The sequence below is a fragment of the Micromonospora sp. URMC 107 genome (assembly GCF_051386315.1).
Taxonomy (GTDB): domain Bacteria; phylum Actinomycetota; class Actinomycetes; order Mycobacteriales; family Micromonosporaceae; genus Micromonospora.
Map to the genome: position 1 here is coordinate 1 of NZ_JBPQTK010000331.1, position 285 is coordinate 285.

Consider the following 285-nt stretch of genomic DNA (forward strand, 5'->3'; position numbering starts at 1 on the left):
GTGTCGGGTGTGGTGTCGGCGGGTCGTCGGGCGGTGTTGTTCACGGGTCAGGGTTCGCAGCGCGTCGGGATGGGCCGGGAGCTGTACGACGCGTTCCCGGTGTTCGCGGCGTCTTTCGACGCCGTGTGCGCCGAGATCGACCCGCATCTGTCGCGTCCGTTGCGGGAGGTTGTGTTCGCCGAGCTGGGCAGTGCCGACGCCGGGTTGGTGGATCAGACCGTGTTCGCGCAGGCGGGGTTGTTCGCGGTCGAGGTGGCGTTGTGGGAGTTGCTGTCGTCGTGGGGT

General features: G+C 68.4%; 1 protein-coding gene. It reads left to right on the forward strand.

The window, feature by feature from the left end; all coding sequences use genetic code 11:
* Positions 1-285: acyltransferase domain-containing protein (locus ACSNN9_RS28745; protein WP_436676429.1), on the forward strand; the 285-nt coding region annotated here is incomplete at both ends.